Annotated in this window: 13 protein-coding genes; all 13 read left to right on the top strand. The window is 54.4% G+C overall.

Annotated elements, in window-relative coordinates:
* Positions 1–32 precede the first annotated feature (32 nt).
* Positions 33–584: a fimbrial protein gene (locus DW58_RS15980; RefSeq protein WP_024549371.1), complete on the top strand. Its 552-nt coding sequence runs from the start codon at positions 33–35 to the stop codon at positions 582–584.
* Positions 585–684: 100 nt separating this feature from the next.
* Complete coding sequence (locus tag DW58_RS15975) at positions 685–1,455, top strand: fimbria/pilus periplasmic chaperone (RefSeq protein ID WP_024549370.1); 771 nt, start codon at positions 685–687, stop codon at positions 1,453–1,455.
* 81 nt (positions 1,456–1,536) lie between these two features.
* On the top strand, positions 1,537–4,161 hold the full coding sequence (locus DW58_RS15970) for a fimbria/pilus outer membrane usher protein (protein WP_071789266.1): 2,625 nt from the start codon (positions 1,537–1,539) through the stop codon (positions 4,159–4,161).
* Complete coding sequence (locus DW58_RS15965) at positions 4,149–4,721, top strand: fimbrial protein (protein WP_024549368.1); 573 nt, start codon at positions 4,149–4,151, stop codon at positions 4,719–4,721. The genes DW58_RS15970 and DW58_RS15965 overlap by 13 nt, the downstream gene beginning before the upstream one ends.
* A 118-nt stretch (positions 4,722–4,839) precedes the next feature.
* Positions 4,840–5,373, top strand: coding sequence for a type VI secretion system contractile sheath small subunit (tssB, locus tag DW58_RS15960; protein WP_029593098.1), 534 nt, complete (start codon positions 4,840–4,842; stop codon positions 5,371–5,373).
* Between the two features lie 17 nt (positions 5,374–5,390).
* A complete protein-coding gene (gene tssC, locus DW58_RS15955; RefSeq protein ID WP_024549366.1) occupies positions 5,391–6,887 on the top strand; it encodes a type VI secretion system contractile sheath large subunit in 1,497 nt (498 codons plus the stop codon).
* 162 nt (positions 6,888–7,049) lie between these two features.
* Positions 7,050–7,535, top strand: coding sequence for an Hcp family type VI secretion system effector (locus DW58_RS15950; protein ID WP_024549365.1), 486 nt, complete (start codon positions 7,050–7,052; stop codon positions 7,533–7,535).
* Positions 7,536–7,647: 112 nt separating this feature from the next.
* Positions 7,648–8,172, top strand: a complete 525-nt coding sequence (gene tssJ, locus DW58_RS15945; RefSeq protein WP_024549364.1) for a type VI secretion system lipoprotein TssJ — start codon at positions 7,648–7,650, stop codon at positions 8,170–8,172.
* Between the two features lie 3 nt (positions 8,173–8,175).
* Positions 8,176–9,522, top strand: a complete 1,347-nt coding sequence (gene tssK, locus DW58_RS15940) for a type VI secretion system baseplate subunit TssK (protein ID WP_024549363.1) — start codon at positions 8,176–8,178, stop codon at positions 9,520–9,522.
* A gap of 14 nt (positions 9,523–9,536) precedes the next feature.
* Positions 9,537–10,898: a type VI secretion system protein TssL, long form gene (gene tssL / locus DW58_RS15935; protein WP_409371869.1), complete on the top strand. Its 1,362-nt coding sequence runs from the start codon at positions 9,537–9,539 to the stop codon at positions 10,896–10,898.
* Between the two features lie 8 nt (positions 10,899–10,906).
* On the top strand, positions 10,907–14,674 hold the full coding sequence (tssM, locus tag DW58_RS15930; RefSeq protein WP_024549361.1) for a type VI secretion system membrane subunit TssM: 3,768 nt from the start codon (positions 10,907–10,909) through the stop codon (positions 14,672–14,674).
* A 5-nt stretch (positions 14,675–14,679) separates the two neighbouring features.
* Positions 14,680–15,297 (top strand): hypothetical protein, encoded by a 618-nt coding sequence (locus DW58_RS15925; protein WP_152525609.1) that lies wholly within the window; start codon positions 14,680–14,682, stop codon positions 15,295–15,297.
* Positions 15,298–15,384: 87 nt separating this feature from the next.
* Positions 15,385–17,717 (top strand): type VI secretion system Vgr family protein (locus DW58_RS15920; protein WP_029593096.1); only part of this gene is annotated, 2,333 nt, incomplete at its 3' end.

Genomic DNA, 17,717 nt, shown 5'->3' with positions numbered 1-17,717 from the left:
CAAACTATACGACATTCTAAGGAATAGAAGTTATGTCAAAAATGAAAATTGCTGTGTGCGCCATCGCTCTGGCTGTTGCATCCGTAAGCGTTAACGCAGCTGATGTCGTTGGACAGGGCACCGTCACCTTTAACGGAAAACTGATCGATGAAACCTGTACGATTAATGACGACTCCAAAGATATCATCGTCACACTGCCAACGCTCTCTACTAAAACATTAAGCACGGCAGGCAACGAAGCTGGTTCATCCGCATTTGACATTAATGTTAAAGATTGCCCGACAGCAATTACCAAAGTTGCCGCGCACTTTGAGGTTCTCAATAGCGAATATGACTCGTCCACGGGCAACCTGATTAACCAGCTGGAAGTTGACGATCCAACGAAATCAGCAACCAAAGCGCAGGTGCGTTTGTACAATGACGATTCAACTCAAATCCGTATTGGATCCACGGGCAAAGCTTTCCCGGTTGATGCTACCGCGCATACAGCAAAAATGGAGTACCTCGGTGGTTACTATGCTACCGGTCAAACTACCGCAGGTAACGTTAAAGCTCAGGTAACCTATACCCTGGCTTATCCGTAACTGGCATGCCCCGCCAGTGATGGCGGGGCATATATTTCATTGATATTTAGCAACGGCCAACAGACGGTGCGTGACGCACTTATAAAATAAGGCACTGTTTATGTTCAAGAATAAAATTGCACTGGCAATGTTATCTGTCATGTTGTCTTTCTCAGCCACAGCGGCGATGACAATTAGTGGTACTCGTATTATTTATCCTGGCGGCGAAAAAGAAGTCAGCGTCAGAACAAATAACAGGGGTGATCACCCGCCATTAGTTCAGGTGTGGGTCGATGACGGTAAAACTACCGGTGATGTGAATAACATGAAGGTACCTTTTATCGTTACGCCGCCTATTTATCGTGTTGAGCCGGGTAAAGGGCAGACGGTACGCGTGATCTATAATGGCATGGCTCTGCCACAGGATCGGGAATCGCTTTATTGGTTTAATATGCTGGAGATCCCCCCTGCGCAAAGTGAAACATCGGACAACAAAAATCGCCTTGAGTTAGCGTTTCGGACACGTATAAAAATCATATACCGCCCATCCTCACTTGGTTATAGCGGTGTAGAGAAGCTGCACGATGTGACATGGCAGGTCATCGACAATCCAAAATTTGGGCGTGGCGTAAAAATAAGTAATCCGACGGCATACTTTATGAATTTTGACGGAGGAGAGTTCACTGCAGGCGGGCGGGTCTGGAATATTGATCTGGATATGCTTGCGCCCCTTCAGTCCAAAGAGTTCTACGCCATGCCGTCTATGCCAGCTGGTAGTACAATAAGTTCAGCGAATATTCGCATCATCAACGATTTTGGTGCAGCAATGATAAGAAAACTTAAAAGCGGTGAGGGAAATACATTAACGCTAACCGCGGATACATCAAAATAATTACGCCTTCAACTAGCGTCATAAGGAAGTTGTCGCTACCAACATCGCAATAGCAGTAGCTTTGTCAGGAAGGGAAGCAAATTGAAACATTATAATAAAAAACAAAAAGTAACAAATGATAAGTGCCTGCAATTTAAGCTGAGCCTGCCTTCACGGCGCTTTGCCTGTACTGTATTCTATTCATTTTTATTAATTCAACGCGGGTGGGCAGCTCCTGTTCAGGTTGACGCGAATAAAACACCGGCACCTGCGCCTTCCGACGTTGAATATAATGCCGGATTTGTACATGGCACAGGCATAGACGTTTCACAGTATGAAAAAGGCAATGTTATTGCACCGGGCACTCATACTGTTACCGTTATTGTTAATAGTGAAAATCGCGGACTGCATGATATTAATTTTGTTGCGCAGGGCGACAGTCAGAGCGGAACGGCATGCTTCACCCGTGATGACCTGGCGGCACTGGGGATAAAGTTAACTGCGCAGAAAAAACCTGGTGCAAACCAGGATAAAGGGGACGTTTGCCACCCATTAGAACAACATATCCCGCAAGCGAAAGTTGTTTATAACGATGGCGATTTTGAACTCAACATCACGGTGCCTCAGGCAAACACGATTGCATTGCCACGTGGCTATATTGATCCAAAACGTTGGGAGACGGGCGAAACGGCGGGATTCGTTGATTATAACGCGAATCTCTATGACGCCAGTTCAGATGCCAAAGAAGAAAGTTATAGTGGCAACATCGCTTTACTGTTGGGCTTTAATGCCGGCGAATGGCGCGTGCGTAAGCGGCTAAACAGCAGTTGGATCAAAGGTGAGGATATGCGCACGGATAGCCTGCTCGGCTATGTTGAGCGCGATATTACCGCGATGCGTAGCCGTATCACGCTAGGGGATACCAATACGTCCGGTGAGCTCTTTGACAGCTATGTACTGCGCGGTGCGCAGCTGCAGTCGGACGATCGCATGCTGCCTGAGGGCTTACGTAACTATGCTCCTGTTATTAAGGGCATCGCGGAAACCAACGCCCGCGTAACGGTGACGCAGCATGGTCAAAAAGTCTATGAAACCGTAGTACCGCCAGGTCCATTCACGCTCGATGATATTGGCGCTATGGGGTATGGCGGCGATATGGAAATGACTATTACCGAAGCGGATGGTCGTCAGCGTGTACAGACGATTCCCTTTTCGGCGCCGCCTATGCTGCTGCACGAAGGCGTGTCACGTTTTAGTGCCTCCATTGGTGAACTGCATGACGATACGGTACGAGATAAAGCAAAAATTTTGCAGGGTGTCTATTACTATGGCCTCGGCAATAACTATACCGTTTACGCGGGTACGCAGATCGCTGAACATTATAAGTCAGCAGCCGTTGGTAACTCGATCAATACTCCGGTGGGGGGAATATCGTTTGACATTACGCACGCGGAAAGCGACCTGAACGACGGTAAAACCGCATCGGGCAACAGTTTCAGCGTCGGCTATACCAAATATCTGGATGAAACAGATACCAACATGACGTTGGCTGCTTATCGCTATTCGTCTGACGGCTTTTATACCTTCAGGGATGCAACGCTGGCACGTCGCGGCAGTAATGATGACGACGATGATGTGGCTATTGATTACAGAACAAAGCAGCGTTTCACCGCTAACTTGTCCCAGCAACTGTGGGCAAACAGCTCGCTGTCCCTGTCAGCCAGCCTGTATGACTACTGGGATGACAGGGAGACGGGAAAACAATATTCGGTCACGTTTAACAAATCCCAGCGCTATTTTTCATGGTCAGTTACCGCAATGCGTACTGACGATGGCGAAGGAGAATATGACGACAGCATTATGCTGGGGCTGAACGTGCCGATTGGCGACTCCCAGACGTCGCATCCGTTATTTAACTCTATTTATACCACCGCCAGTCATGATTCCGACGGGCGCGATACGTTCCAGCTTAACGCGAACGGGACGCAGGGCGAGCAGAGTGAGTTGACCTATGGTATCGGGACGGCGGCTTCCGGCACGCACGGTTCTGACGGACAGGAAACGATTTCAGGAAATATGAATTACCGTACACCGGTAGGGCAGATTGGCATGACTGCCTCGGCGAACAATACCTCTTCGCGCCAAATTTCGCTGTCGGCGAATGGCAGTCTGGTGGCGCATCGCGGCGGTCTGACACCAGGCGCGCAGCTTGGGGATTATCCGTTTGCCATTATTCATGCAGAAGGAGCGCAGGGCGCGCGAGTGATAAATGGCTACGGTACACAAATTGATGGCAACGGATACGCCATTATGCCGTCCCTGACGCCTTACCGTGAAAATACGGTCATGGTCGACACCAAAGGTTTGCCGGCAGATGTCGATGTTATGGAAAACCAGAAGGTCGTTGTCCCTCGTTTAGGTGCCGCTATAGACGTTGAGATGAAAACGATGGTTGGCAAACCCATCATTATTATTGCGCGTAACAGTCACAATCAGTTCCTGCCCATCGGGACCATGCTTGTCGATGATAAAAACGTCGCACAAAGCGTCATCGGTCAGGGGGGCATGGCATTTATACGCGGCTGGAATCCGTTATCCAGTTCCCTTTATGCGGTTCTTAATGCTGGAAAAACACGTTGTCGTCTGGTTAACAGCAGCACGCGGCCATCATTACTTAGTGCTGAAAATAGCACTATCGAACAGCGGGAGATGACATGTATTCAGTAACACATAGTCTGCGGGCATTTTTACTGGTGGCTTCAGGTATGCTGTGGATCATATCCAACGCTGAGGCCGAATCATGCTCTGGCAGTAATTGTAAAATCGGGGTGTTATTTAAGGGTACCTATCTCGAAGATACCTGCGACGTTGTTATAAATAATGGCTCATCAACCGAAACGGTAGTGTTACCTACGTTGTCTACCGCTACATTGAAGTCGAATGGCGCAGAAGCAGGCAGCGTATCCTTTACTATTTTGCTGAAAGGGTGCCCTGTCAAAAAAACGGTATCACTTTGGTTTGCCAGCAATGATGCGGACAGTGCTACTGGTAATATGGTGAATGCGACAGGCTCAGAATACAGCAACAATGTTCAACTGCGGCTACGAAATGCCGCTGGCTCGCAGATGATTATAAACGATCGTAATAGCGTGCAGGACTACATTATTCCTGATGCGGGAGGAGATATCTCCCATGATTATCAGGCGATGTACTACGCAAACAGTGCTGGTGGCGTAACACCTGGACTGGTTAATGCAATGGCTAGCATTAATTTGATTTACCGCTAAGTTTTTAATTCTTTTATTTCTCTCTAAGGATTGCCTCAGAGGAATATTTATTCACAGCGTCTTCGGTTGTACGGCGATGCTGTGAGTATTTGTTAATTACACAGTGAAAAGGACCATCATGGCTGTTAATAAACGTAGCTCGCAAAAGTTCATTGCACGAAACCGTGCACCCCGCGTTCAGATTGAATACGACGTAGAAATCTACGGTTCCGAAAAGAAAGTCGAACTCCCTTTTATTATGGGCGTGATGGCTGACTTATCCGGTAAATCAGTCGAACCGCTACCCAGCGTCGCTGACAGGAAGTTCCTCGATATTGATATTGATAATTTCGATGAGCGCATGAAAGCGATGAAACCCCGCGCTGCCTTTGCTGTACCTAATACGCTTACCGGCGAAGGTCAGTTGATGGTGGATGTCACATTCGAAAGTATGGATGACTTCTCACCGGACGTTATCGCGACGAAAGTAGGTGCGTTGGCAAGTTTACTGGAAGCGAGGACGCAGTTAGCAAACCTCCAGACCTATATGGACGGTAAAGCTGGTGCGGAAGAACTGGTGATGAAACTGCTTCAGGACAAAGCTCTGCTTAATACGCTGGCATCTGCGCCAAAGGCCCCGCAACAGGCCGCTGAAACCCCAGATGAAGAATAATTAAGAAGAGACGAATCATGACGACTGCACAAACTGCAAAGCAACAACTGGCCCCGGCTGTAGCTGAACAAAGCGACTTTCACTCTCTGCTTTCCCGGGAGTTCAAAGTCAAAACGGATGAAACGAAGACTGCCGTCGAGGGCGCGGTAAGAACCCTCGCCGAACAGGCGCTGGCGAATACCGTGATGGTTTCCGAAGATGCTTATAAAAGCATTGCGGCCATCATCGCGGAGATCGATCGTAAATTAACCGAGCAGATCAACCTGATCCTGCACCACAGCGAATTCCAGTCGCTGGAAAGCGCATGGCGCGGCTTGAATTACCTGGTGACCAACACCGAAACCGATGAGAAGCTCAAGCTTCGTTTTATGGATATCTCCAAGAACGAGCTGCGTCGCAATATGAAACGCTATAAAGGCGTTGCGTGGGACCAGAGTCCGCTGTTCAAAAAAGTCTATGAAGAAGAATATGGCCAGCTGGGCGGCGAGCCTTACGGATGCCTGGTTGCCGATTATTACTTTGATCATACCGCGCCGGATGTGGACCTGCTCTCCTCAATCGCAAAAGTAGCCGCATCAGCTCACGTGCCGTTCATCACCGGTGCGTCACCGACCGTGCTGCAAATGGATTCGTGGCAGGAGCTGTCAAACCCGCGCGATCTGACGAAAATTTTTACGCAGAACCTGGAGTACGCGGCCTGGAACTCATTACGCCAGTCGGAAGACTCACGCTACATCGGCCTTGCAATGCCGCGTTTCCTCGCGCGCCTGCCATACGGTGTCCGCACCAATCCGGTGGATGCCTTCGATTTTGAAGAAACCACCGACGGCGCTGATCACAATAAATACGTGTGGTCCAACGCGGCCTATGCAATGGCAGCCAACATCAACCGCTCCTTCAAAGAGTACGGCTGGTGCACGCTGATCCGCGGCGTTGAAAGCGGTGGCGTGGTGGAAGGCCTGCCTTCTCATACCTTCCCGACAGACGATGGCGGCGTGGATATGAAATGTCCTACCGAAATCGCCATCTCCGATCGTCGCGAAGCAGAACTGGCTAAAAACGGTTTTATCCCGCTGATTCACCGTAAAAACACCGACTATGCCGCCTTTATCGGTGCGCAGTCGCTGCAAAAACCTGCAGAGTATTACGATCCAGATGCAACGGCTAACGCCAACCTATCCGCGCGTCTGCCTTACCTGTTTGCCTGTTCACGTTTTGCGCATTATCTGAAGTGCATCGTGCGTGACAAAATCGGTTCGTTCAAAGAGCGCGATGAGATGCAGCGCTGGCTCAATGACTGGGTAATGAACTATGTGGACGGCGATCCGGCTAACTCAACGCTGGAAACCAAAGCGCGTCGCCCGTTGGCCGCTGCAGAGGTAGTGGTTGAGGATGTGGAAGGAAATCCGGGTTACTACCAGGCTAAGTTCTTCCTGCGCCCGCACTTCCAGCTGGAAGGCCTGACAGTATCGCTGCGTATGGTTGCGAAACTGCCTTCACTGAAAGAAGCATAATCTTTTTTTCTACCTTGTGAGAGCCTCGGCCTTCATTAGCGTAGTTATGTTTTTGTAATAGTAATATTACAAATGGGAAAGAGCGGGTGAAATATTATTTTCCCGTCTCTTTAATTTATGTAGTTGTCAATTACACGCAATGTGTGTGCTTAAGAGGATTTTATGGCACAAGATATGTTTATTAAAATTGATGGTATCGAAGGGGAGTCTTTAGATGCCACTCATAAAAATGAAATTCAGGTACTGAACTGGAAATGGGATGTGTCACAGCATTCTAATATGCACAGCGGATCCGGTGGTGGTTCTGGACGTGCCAGCGTTGATGACTTTGCCTTTGTTCACTATACCGACAAAGCCAGTCCGAATCTGCTGAATTACTGCCTGACCGGTAAGCATATCAAAAACATTCAGTTTGTGGTTCGTAAAGCAGGTGGCGATCCGCTGGAATATCTGATCATCAAATTCACTGATGTCATTATTACCCACGTGGGTATGCAGGGTTCACTGGAAGACGAAGCACGTCCGCGTGAACTGGTGAAATTCTCCTTCACGAAGATGACTCAGGATTACGTTATGCAGAATGCTGAAGGGCATAAAGCTGGCGTTATTTCTGCTACTTATGATGTTAAAGCTAACCTGCACGGTTAATTGATAACGTCTAAAGCGTCCCGCGTTTGCGGGACGCTTTCAGGCACTATCACGCAATGCATGGTCTTGCCTCGTATTGCGGATAGCGCTTTGCGCATGGAGAACGTATGACATGGAAAGGTTATTAAAACAGATTCGCCTGGTGGTTTATGGCGTGTTGCTATCAGGGTGCGTATTGCAAATAAGCGCCTGTAGTAGTGCGCCTGCTAAAAAAGAAGGAAGCCTGGAGCTTGAACTCCTGGCCTCCAAAAAAATTAATCCTAATGAGAAAGGGCAGGCGAGTCCGGTCAGCGTCCGTATATACGAGCTGAAAAGTACAGATGCGTTTGCCATGAGTGATTATTTCACTATTAGCGAAGCCAGCGATCCTGAACTTCTGACACAAACCCAAAAAATTTATGAAGGAATGATTAAGCCCGGCGAGAAGCGCGAAATGGAATTAACACCTGCGCCGGACGCTGTTGCCCTGGGCGTCGTTGTCGCCTATCGGGATATTAACCATGCCGACGCGATTAAAACCTGGCCGATTAAACGTAAGGATAATCGTCCCTGGTATATCAGGTGGTTACCGGAAGGTTCGACCGTATTGCAGGTGGGTATTGAACCATTAGCGATCACTATCAAGGAAGTGGATTAAGCCGTGAGAACAAATAAAGTCATCTGGAGTGAAGGGTTATTTCTTCGTCCGCAACTATTTCAGCAGCAAGAGCGCTATTTTGAATATTTTGCGCATAAACGCGCTGCGACAATTACTCCCTTCTTTTGGGGGTTTGCGCAATATGAAATCGACCCCGAGGCACTCGCTTACGGCAAACTGGTATTACGATCCGGAAGAGGCGTACTACCTGACGGAACGCCTTTCGATTTCCCGGGGCATGCTGATGCACCCGAACCGCTGACGGTGACCCCGGAGCACCTGGGTCAGGTTATTTGTCTGGCGGTTCCGCTGCGCCTCGACAACAGCGACGAAACGATTTTCGATCCTTACGATACACGCTCCCTGGCGCGTTTTTGCGCGCTGGAAGATGAGATTAACGATACGAATGCCGTGCATCAGGGGCCGAAACCGGTGCAACTTGCCCAGATGCGCCTGAGGTTGATGTGTGAGCAGGAGATGACCGAGTCATGGATCGGCCTCCCGCTAACGCGTATCCGTGCTATTCAGCCGGACGGCAGCGTCCTGCTGCATGATGAAGATTTTATTCCACCGGTGACCGGCTACGCGGCCAATCCGCTGCTGACCGAATGGCTGACGCACCTGAGCGGGCTGGTCAAAATTCGTGCCGGTATGCTGGCGAGCCATCTCACCGGCAGCAACGGTAAGGCCAGCGCCAGTGCAGAAATCGTCGACTATCTGCTGCTGCAAATTTTTAATAAATATGAGCCGGTGCTTAATCATTTGCGCACCATTCCGGAGCTGCCGCCCATCGTGCTATATCAGGAGCTGGCGAAGTTTGCTGGCGAGCTCTCCACCTTCCTGCGTACCCAGACGCGGCGTCCAAAAGCGGCACCCGGCTACGATCATGCCCGGCTTTACCAGTCCATCCGCCCATTGGTTGAGGATGTTCATGAACTGCTTAATCAGATCCTGGTGCGCGCTGGTCAGGTTATCCCGCTGCATGAGAAAGGGCACGGCATCTGGTCTGCTTCGGTAATGCCGCACGAGCTACGCTCCTTCTCCAACCTGGTGCTGGCGGTCAACGCCCAACTGCCTGTCGATGTGCTGCAACAGCAGTTTTTTGCGCAGGTCAAAATCAGCGCTCCCCAGCAGTTGCACGATCTGGTTCGCTCTCACTTACCAGGCCTCCTGCTGCAAAGCTTGCCGGTTCCGCCGCGTCAAATTCCCTATAGCGCGGGCTATGTCTATTTCGAGCTGCAAAAAAGCGGCGCTTTCTGGGAGCACATCGCCGCCGCCGGCGCGATTGCGCTTCACGTGGCAGGGGAATTCCCGGGGCTGCGTATGGAGATGTGGGGGATCCGTGAGTAATGAGTGAATCGCAGATGACCGACTCACCGCAAGTGCCTGTGCCCGATTTGACCATGCAGGATGACGACAGCCTTCAGGCGCTGGGCAAGTTCCTGATGAATGAGTCGCAGGGCTTCTCGCGGCCTGCCTCCGGCCACTCGCCGCGTCCGGCTACAGACGATACCGATCTATTTGCCGCGCCAGCGGCAGAGGTGGTGGTGAAAACCGACAGCGTTCAGCAACGAGTAATGGCGGTTAATGCTGCGGCCATTCCGCTGCTGGAGGCGGCACAGCCGCTGCTACGTGCGCTGAGCGAGATGCCGGAGGCGATACCCTCGCCCGCCCACGCCAGCGTGCTCAAGCGTACGCTGGTCAATGAAATCAACTTGTTCAGCGTCGTGTGTGATGAAACCAACATCCCGTGGAAAAAGATGGCGATTGTGCGCTATTGCCTGTGTACCGCGCTGGATGAAGCCGCGCATGCCACGTCGTGGGGGCTCGCCTGCTCCTGGTCACAGAGCAACCTGCTTAACCACTTTGAAGGCGACAACGACGGGGGCAACAAGTTTTTCCTGCTGGTCGGGCGACTGTCCGTTAACCCGCAGGAGTATGCCGACGTTCTGGAAATCATGCTGCGCATCCTCGGGCTCGGGCTTGAGGGACGTTACAGCATTATTGAAAACGGCGAGCGGCAGCTGACTAAAATCCGCCAGCAGCTGCTGACGCTGCTGCAAAGCACGCGCGATACGGTTCCTGCCGCGCTGTCACCCCATGCGCTGGCCCTGCGCGGCGCGGTAAAGCGGCCACGCTATGCCGTACCGGTGCGCGTGACTGCGCTCTTCGGCGTACTGTTGGTCGTCGGATCGTTTATCACCTGTAAATACCTGCTTGCGTCACGTGAGCGCGCCGCTGAACTGCGCATCGCTGCCTTAAGCGAGTTGCAGGGCTTTACCGTGCAGCCTGCTCAGCGCCTGCGCCTGGCGGTGCTGCTTAAAGAAGAGATTAAACAGCAACTGGTATCCGTGGATGAAACCAGCAGCCGCAGCAAAGTCATTTTCCACAGCGATGCGATGTTCCAGGTGGGGTCGGCCAACGTTCGCCCGGAGATGATGGGCATTCTCAAGCGCGTGGCGGATGAAATACGCCGGGTAAATGGTCGGGTCGCTATCGTCGGTCATACCGATTCGCTGCCTATCCACAAACCGGGCATCGCGGATAACCAGATGCTTTCTGAGATGCGCGCCACCGACGTTGCGAATGTGCTGCAGTCCCAGGGCGTACCCGGATCCTATATCCGCATCGAGGGCATGGGCGATCGCCAGCCTGTCAGTCAGAACGATGATGCCAAAGGGCGCGCGTTGAACCGACGGGTTGAAATTTTTGTGACCTACAAATGAGTACCTTCATGTTCTATTTAAACCGTCTGTTCTCGGGACGATCGCTGAAAACCATACTGCTGATCGCCTGCTTTATTTTGCTGGCGGCGGCCATCTGGTATCTGGGGCCCTTCACGGGCTTCGGCAAAACGCGGCCTTTTGCTGCTGCACATACGCGCATTGTCTTCATCCTGCTGGCAGGTGCCTGGTTTGCGCGTTTCTTCTGGCGCATCCCTTTCTTCCTGCTTGTCGCGGCTACGCTGTGCATTTTGGTGTGGGAGATGGGGCCGTTTGTACTTATTGGTGAACATTGGCCGCTGACCAGCGCCCTGCGTCGGCTAATCATTATTGCCGTCATCGCCTTTGTGACGCTTATCTATGCCGGTGCTCTGTTGCTGCTGGCGCTGTCGCGCAACCCGCACCTGCTGGATGATTTTCATAAATTCCGCAAAGGTAAAATTCGGCCACCGGCAGAGATGCTGGAGGTGGTGGCAATTATTCGCAAAGCCGCGCTTCGCACGCGCCGGGTACGCGCCGGTATTCCCGGCTGGCGTCGCTTCTTCATGGTGGCGCAGGATGCGCTGCCCTGGTATCTGGTCATCGGTAATGAAAGCGCGGGGAAAACCTCGCTTATCGTCTCGTCCGGGCAGGAGTTTCCTCTGCCGGAGCAGCTGGCGCGTACCACAGGTAGAAATGCGCCAACCGCGCACTGCGAGTGCTGGTACGCCAACGATGCGCTGTTTGTCGATACCGCCGGCAGGCTCCTCACCGATACAAATGACGCCCGGCCAGAGTGGGATGGCATCCTGAATGCGATTGGCAAATATCGCCCCATCAACGCCATCAATGGGGTGATTGTCGCGATTAGTGCAGCGGAGGTGATGGGCGCCAGTAAGACGGCGCTGCGCGACTACGGGGCGCTGCTTCGCAGCCGTCTGCATGAGATCCGTACCACGCTGGGGGTGCGTTGCCCGGTCTATGTCATTGTCACAAAAATGGACAGGCTGGCGGGCTTTGAGGCCTATTTCCGCGATCTGACTGCCGAAGGGCGGGATCAGATCTGGGGCGTCACGTTCCCCTATGGCGAAAAAATCAATGCCACCGTCGCCGAGCAGCATATTGATCGCGAACTGGCGCTGCTTACTGCGCGTATCGACAGCACCATTTCCGCCCGCCAGCAGGAGGAGTACGCCGTGGCGGAGCGCCGCAAGATGTACACCCTGGCGCAGGATTTCCGTGCCCTGACGGAGAACGTCGCTGCGGTGCTCCAGAACGTCTTTTTTGCCTCGCGTTACGACGAAACCCAATTCTACAGCACATTGCGCGGCGTCTATTTTGCCAGTGCGCGTCAGCAGAACGAGGTGCCGCTGGCAAACCCCTCCACCCTTATTCAGCGCTGGCGCCGCGCCCTGAGCGGTCAGCCGGCCACCGAGGCCAGGGAGGCTGACAGAACGGACGGCGAGGAGGCGCTGATTTCCAGCTGGAGCGGGCGTCACTACTTCCTCAAGCAGCTGTTTGCCGAAGTGATCGTTAAGGATGCGGGGCTGGTGCGCTACAACCTGCAGGCGGCGAACCGTAACCGTCTGGTGACCCTGGCAGGACATGCCGTCGGCATTCTGCTGACCGTGGTGCTTGTTAAAGGCATTGTGACCAGTTTCGGCCTCAATGACGGCTATCTGGACGTCGTGGAAAACCGGCTGGCATCGCTTGAGAGCAGCGCGGGGCGCTTTGTGAAAACCAAAAATGACAGCCTGGTCCCGGAGCTGTTGGCGCTAAGCCAGGCGCTACCGCAGATGTCTCCTGCGGATGTGAACAACCCGGAACTGATGTGGCGCTACGGGCTGTACGTTGGTTTCAACATGGTCAATAACGCTACCGGACTCTACGAGGCGCTGCTGCACCGCCTGCTGCTACCCCAGATCGAGCAGCAAACCACCCAGGCGCTGCGCGATGCAATCCCGGCAGGCGATCCCGATCGCCTCTATGAGGCGCTGAAGCTCTACCTGATGATCTTCGGCGAAGGGAAGTTCGATCGCACCACCGTGGAGGACGGACTGTCCGACCGCTGGGAAGCCACCGGGAAAATGGATGCTTACCAGACCAACGCGGCGTTTATCGGCCATCTGCGACGTCTGTTCGGGCCTGACGACTGGCGCCGCTACGGGCAGCCCGCCGACGTCGAACTTATCCGCGAGGCGCGTGCCCGGCTGGCCCAGCAGTCGCCAGACCAGCGCATCTACCAGCGTGTAACCACGCTGCTTAATCGCGATGCGCCGCCGAATATGACGCTCGCCATCCTGAGCGGGGACGATACCAGCCCGGTGTTTGCCCTCAATGACGCGCAGCTGAACGAAGAGGGCATTCCAGGGTTGTTTACCCTGGAGGGCTACTATGACGTGGTTAAAAAAAAAGGACTCCCGCTGGTGGCCTCGTTCGCGGCTGAAAATGGCTGGGTGATGGGACAGCCGGTGAGCTCCTCTCAGCAAATTGAGCTCTACGGCAAGGTACTGTCGCGCTACCTGAGCGACTACACCCGCTACTGGCGCAGCTTCCTGTCTGACGTTCATCTCGCGCTCGCACGCGAGCCGTCGCAGGATGTCTCCGCCGGTCTGTCTGTCGAGCTATGGCTGCTACGCACGCTCGCGTCGTCACCGTCGCCCCTGACCCATTTTGCAAAAGAAGTCGCCAGACAAACCACCCTCAGCGAGGAGGGGGAAACCATTGGCGACGTGCTGAAAATGACCAACCGCAGCCAGACGCTGTCACGAATTAAAAAATTTGATGCTCTGCTGGAACGCCAGCAAAAAAAACTGGTGCGTAGCGGTGTGGATGAGCATTTTACCGCGCTGCACGAGTTTGTACGCGGCGGCGGCGCGGCAGGTGGCGTGACGCCGCTCAACCGCATGATTGCGCTGCTCAATGAGCAGTACACCATGCTGGTTATCTCGAAAAACGCGATGGCAAATGGCGACACGCCGCCGGTGACGGAAGCCGGAAAAAAGCTGCTCGCAGAGGCCCAGACCTGGCCTGATCCTTTCCGGGAGATGGTGGAGCCTCTGCTGTCGAGCGCGTTCTCAAACGTAGAAATCCAGCAGGTTAGCTTGAATAACGACGCCATCAGCTCCGGCATTGGCGAGGTGTGCCGCACCACGCTTGAAGGGAAATATCCTTTTGCTGATAGCGAGAAAGAGGTGAGTCTCAGCGCCTTTACCCGCTTCTTTGCCGCGGGCGGCCTGGTGGATGCTTACTTCACCAAAAATCTTGCCGGAAAAGTGGATACCTCCGCCTCCCCGTGGCGTTACAAGGGAACGGCGCAAAGCGAAGGGCTGGAAATCTTTGAGCAGGCGGCGGAGATCCGCGCGGCGTTCTTCCAGCAGGAGGAGGGGCGAAAACTGAGTCTCGATCTGAGCGTGACGGTGCCGCATCTCGCCCCAGGTCTGATGCAGCTGACGCTCGCCGTTGACGGTGAAAAGTTCAAATACGCCCACGGGCCGGTAACGCCCTTCTATGTGAAGTGGCCTGGCGCGCGGCCCGGCATTGGACTGTTTGCGAAGCCGGTATCGGCCAGCACCGATGAAGCCAGCGTGCCCCTGAGCCGCCTGCAAATCAACGGTGCCTGGGCGCTGTTCCGGCTGCACGATCGCGCCGTGAAGGTTGAGCCGCAGCCTTCTGACAGTGAGCTGATGACCTTCAGCCTCGATAAGCGCCGGGTCGACCTCGAGATTACCGGGCTGCGCTATGGGGATGGCAGCCTGCTGGGCCTGTTGCAGCGCTTCCATTGTCCCGGGGACCAGTAATCCCGATGTGGTTCAGAAGAAAAAAACGCATCGTCGTCCGGCCTATCGTCCCGGGCATCAGACGTCTGTCGCGCTGGCGTTTCCGACGCAGGAACGCCACTGCCGCGACGGCGCTTGAAACGTTGCTGAAGGAATATGGCGATGGGCAACAGGCCAGCACGCAGGACTACCCCTGGTGTTTTGCCTTACCCGCGGGAGTCGCCGGTCACACCGGGCCGCTTATCGGCGCCGTACAGATGCACACAGGCGCGGTGCTTTATGTGTCGCTGCCCGAACCGGCGCTGGAGGCGTTTCTGCAACCGACGCATTCATTAGCGTTCTGGCTTGCCAGAGCGCTGGTGGCCCGGCCGATAACATCGACCCGTCGGCTGCGTCGAACCTGTCGGCTGATAGAAACGCACTTTTGCGCGGCATCGGGCAGTAAGCAGCCGCCTGCGCTGATGGCGCTGCTTGCCGATTGCTGCGAGGAGGATTACGCCGGGTCAGAACGCTGCGGGGTGGCCTGTATGCCGTGGGCGGCCTGGCCCGCCGTTATCAATAATGGTGGCTATTTGTGGCTCTGGAAACAGAACCAGCATGGGCGAATTGTCGATTCACGTCGTATTTCACTCATCCATAAGTAAATGGCACGCGTGCCAGTACCAGGGAGAATTTTTAATGGACAATCAGAGGTCAAGATGTCGCGTACTATTACGTTAACCTCGCCGGCGATGCCGTCCCTTCTGGGCGAACCTGCGCTGGTATTATCACAGTTATCAGGCGAAGAGGCGTTCTCGTCTCTTTATTCCTATACCCTTACCGCGCGTACGCCGGCCAATCCGGACATTCCCTGGCAGGCGGCGTCGAATGTGGATCTCAAAGCGCTTATCGGTAAAGAGATGACCGTCGTGCTGGAGTTGGACGGCAACGGTCTGGACGAGATAAGTGGTGTTGGCCGAGGCACGCGCGAAATCTCCGGTCTGGTGCAGCAGGCGCGTTTTATCGGACGCGATGCTAACCAGGCGATGTTTGAGATCGTCATTCGCCCCTGGCTCTATCTCTCGGATCTGACCTCAGACTTCAAAATCTTCCAGCAAAAAAACGTAGTGGAGATTATTGAAGCGATCCTGGGCGACTACAACTTCCCGTTTGAAAAACGCCTCTCCGGTAGCTATCCCCAGCTGGATTACCAGGTGCAGTACGGCGAGACGGATTTCAATTTTATCCAGCGCCTGATGGAAGAGTGGGGAATTTACTGGTTTTTCGAGCATCAGGATCACAAGCATAAGCTGGTGCTGGTGGATAACGTGGGCGCGCATAAGCCCTACTTTAGCGAGGCTTACCACGTCATCCACTATCAGTCCGATAACCCGAAAGCGGGCGAGGAGTATATCAGCCAGTTCCATACCCAGGAAACCATCACCAGCGGTCGCTGGGTAACGAACGATTATGACTTTCAGAAATCCCGTGCCGATATTCTGGCGCTGGATAACAAGCCGCGCAAAACCAGCTTCAATGATATGGAGATCTTCCACTGGCCGGGGGACTACGAGCAGCCGTCCATCGGCGAACAGCTGGCACGTGTAAGGGCGGAAGAGCGCGGGGCGATCGGCTCGCGTGCCACCGGGTCGGGTGAGATCCGCGGGATCGTCTGCGGATGTAACTTCGAAATGGAAGGCTGCCCGGTTGAGAAAGCAAACCGCGAGTACATGGTGATCTCAAGCCGCCTGACGGTAACGGAAATCCAGCAGCTAAGCGGCGGCGACGAATTTAAATATGAGACGCATTTTACCGTCCAGCCAACCACCAAAATCTACCGCCATCCGACGCTGACCCCGCGTCCGCGTACCCACGGACCCCAGACCGCCATTATCGTTGGACCGCCGGGGGAGGAGATCTGGACCGATGAATATGGGCGCGTCAAGGTGCGCTTCCTGTGGGATCGCTACGGTAAAAACGTCGAGTCTGACTCTTGCTGGCTGCGCGTCAGCCAGGCGTGGGCCGGGAACAACTTCGGTGGGATCTACATCCCGCGCGTCGGCCATGAGGTGATCGTCGACTTTATCAACGGCGACCCGGATCGCCCGCTGATCATCGGCAGTCTCTATAACAACGTCACCATGCCGCCGTGGGATTTGCCGGTCAACAGCACCCAGAGCGGGCTTATCAGCCGTACCGTGGGCGGCGGTCGCACCAACTTCAACGGCATTCGTTTCGAAGACAAACCGGGACGCGAGCAGTACTGGGAGCAGGCCGAACGCAATATGGATCGCGTCACCAAAAATGACGAGGTGCAGACCATCGGTGCCAACTCGACCCTCAAAGTCGGGGTCAGCCGCGATGTTATGGTGGGGCTGCACTACAGCAAATGCATCGGCGGACTCTCCTCGTTGCAGGTGGGGCTGGCCCGTTCCACGATAGTCGGGGCTGCAAATTCCCTGTCAGTCGGCGGCGCGAATTCGTTGAACGTTGGTGGGGCCAACATGACTAACGTCGGCGGATACAACGCGATGTCGGTTGGCGGGGCCCATCAGGTAGCGGTCGGCGGCGCTGCGACGCTGGTTGCCGGCGGAGCCATCAGTATGAGTGCCGGGGGCGAACTGACCATCAGTGCCAGCGTCATCAAGATCGTAGGTTCCAGCAAAGTGGTAATTCAGGGTGGTCAGGTTCAGTTGAACCCGGGCGACAGCTGCGGCGGCGGCGGCGGCGGCGGGGGCGGACTCGGTGCGCTTTCAAGCCTGGCAGGACTGGGGTTTGGCTTGATGGCGCTGCCGATTCCACTGCCACCGATGCCGGTCTGGCCGCCTGAACCGCCGACGCCGACCGTCGAACCGACGCAAGCGCCAACCGAGACGCCGACGCAGACGCCGACGCAAGCGCCAACCGAGACGCCGACGCAGACGCCGACCGAGACGCCGACCGAGACACCAACCGAGACGCCGACGCAGACGCCGACCGAGACGCCGACCGAGACGCCAACCGAGACGCCAACCGAGACGCCAACCGAGACGCCAACCGAGACGCCGACCGAGACGCCGACCGAGACGCCGACCGAGACGCCGAC

Origin of the sequence: Siccibacter turicensis LMG 23730 (assembly GCF_000463155.2) — a bacterium.
GTDB classification, from domain to species: Bacteria; Pseudomonadota; Gammaproteobacteria; order Enterobacterales; family Enterobacteriaceae; genus Siccibacter; species Siccibacter turicensis.
Note: the sequence above shows the minus strand (reverse complement) of the source record. Positions and strands in the feature narration are given on the sequence as shown.

Excerpts from the sequence above, each read along its gene's own strand:
- tssL (WP_409371869.1), top strand. The coding sequence starts at position 9,537 with ATGACCGACTCACCGCAAGTGCCTGTGCCCGATTTGACCATGCAGGAT.
- DW58_RS15975 (WP_024549370.1), top strand. The coding sequence starts at position 685 with ATGTTCAAGAATAAAATTGCACTGGCAATGTTATCTGTCATGTTGTCT.
- tssB (WP_029593098.1), top strand. The coding sequence starts at position 4,840 with ATGGCTGTTAATAAACGTAGCTCGCAAAAGTTCATTGCACGAAACCGT.
- tssJ (WP_024549364.1), top strand. The coding sequence starts at position 7,648 with ATGGAAAGGTTATTAAAACAGATTCGCCTGGTGGTTTATGGCGTGTTG.
- DW58_RS15925 (WP_152525609.1), top strand. The coding sequence starts at position 14,680 with ATGTGGTTCAGAAGAAAAAAACGCATCGTCGTCCGGCCTATCGTCCCG.
- DW58_RS15965 (WP_024549368.1), top strand. The coding sequence starts at position 4,149 with ATGTATTCAGTAACACATAGTCTGCGGGCATTTTTACTGGTGGCTTCA.
- DW58_RS15950 (WP_024549365.1), top strand. The coding sequence starts at position 7,050 with ATGGCACAAGATATGTTTATTAAAATTGATGGTATCGAAGGGGAGTCT.
- tssC (WP_024549366.1), top strand. The coding sequence starts at position 5,391 with ATGACGACTGCACAAACTGCAAAGCAACAACTGGCCCCGGCTGTAGCT.
- DW58_RS15980 (WP_024549371.1), top strand. The coding sequence starts at position 33 with ATGTCAAAAATGAAAATTGCTGTGTGCGCCATCGCTCTGGCTGTTGCA.
- tssM (WP_024549361.1), top strand. The coding sequence starts at position 10,907 with ATGTTCTATTTAAACCGTCTGTTCTCGGGACGATCGCTGAAAACCATA.